The sequence below is a fragment of the Cupriavidus basilensis genome, from assembly GCF_029335485.1.
In the GTDB taxonomy this organism is placed as follows: Bacteria; Pseudomonadota; Gammaproteobacteria; order Burkholderiales; family Burkholderiaceae; genus Cupriavidus; species Cupriavidus basilensis_E.
On record NZ_JARJLM010000087.1, the window covers coordinates 1 to 782 of the forward strand.

General features: G+C 62.1%; 1 protein-coding gene. It reads right to left on the reverse strand.

Annotated features, from left to right (window positions below; translation table 11 throughout):
- On the reverse strand, positions 1-492 hold a 492-nt coding region (locus P3W85_RS04915), incomplete at its 3' end, for a formylglycine-generating enzyme family protein (RefSeq protein WP_276263943.1).
- Between the last annotated feature and the right edge of the window lie 290 nt (positions 493-782).

Sequence of the window (782 nt, forward strand, 5' to 3'; positions counted from 1 at the left end):
ATATTCCCACTGCGCCTCCGTCGGCAAGTCGAACGCCACCCCAGTCTGCTTGCCGAGCCACAGGCAGTAATCCTTTGCTCGCTGCCAGTACACGCCAGCCGGCACCAGCGGATGCCGGTTGTTCCCTTGCAACGCCTCGTAGCCCGGTCTTACCTCCATCCCCGCTCGCGTCTGCCCCGTCGCGTCGGCATACACATCGAACTCCGCATAGGTCGTCTTGTACCGGGAGAGGCTGTACCCGGTCAGTGTGACCTGGTACGGAGGCTTGTTGTCGAGTCTGGATGTGTAGTAAAGCTTCTCCGGCGACCACCATGGGCCAAAGTCGCCCATCATGAAGCTGCCGCCCTCCACATAGACCAGGTCCTTCAGCACCTTGCGCCTGAGCTTGCTGACGCGGTCCCCGATATCGCCCTCGGCCAGGGCCATCAGTTCAGCCCGCAAGGCGGCGGGCTGTTCCAGGTGCGGTGCGTTCTCGCCTGGGTCTTTGGACATCAGGGGTTGCCGCGGCGGATGAACGCCGGAGGGCTCCACGGCCAGAGACGGCGTGCCAAGGCTGAACAGCGAAACGCATGCAATCGCATAGCCGATGTCGCCTAGGGTCCATTGCGCCATGCTCCGCATCTCAGTTGGCCTGTGCAACGGGATGGTCCTGGTTGACGGCACAGCGCACCGAGTGCGTCGTGTTCAGCCCCGGCTTGACTACGCCGGTGTCATAGTCTTTCTCGAGGATCATGGGATCGCGCTTGAACCGTATCAGGTTCAGCCCCGAAACATAGTCACCA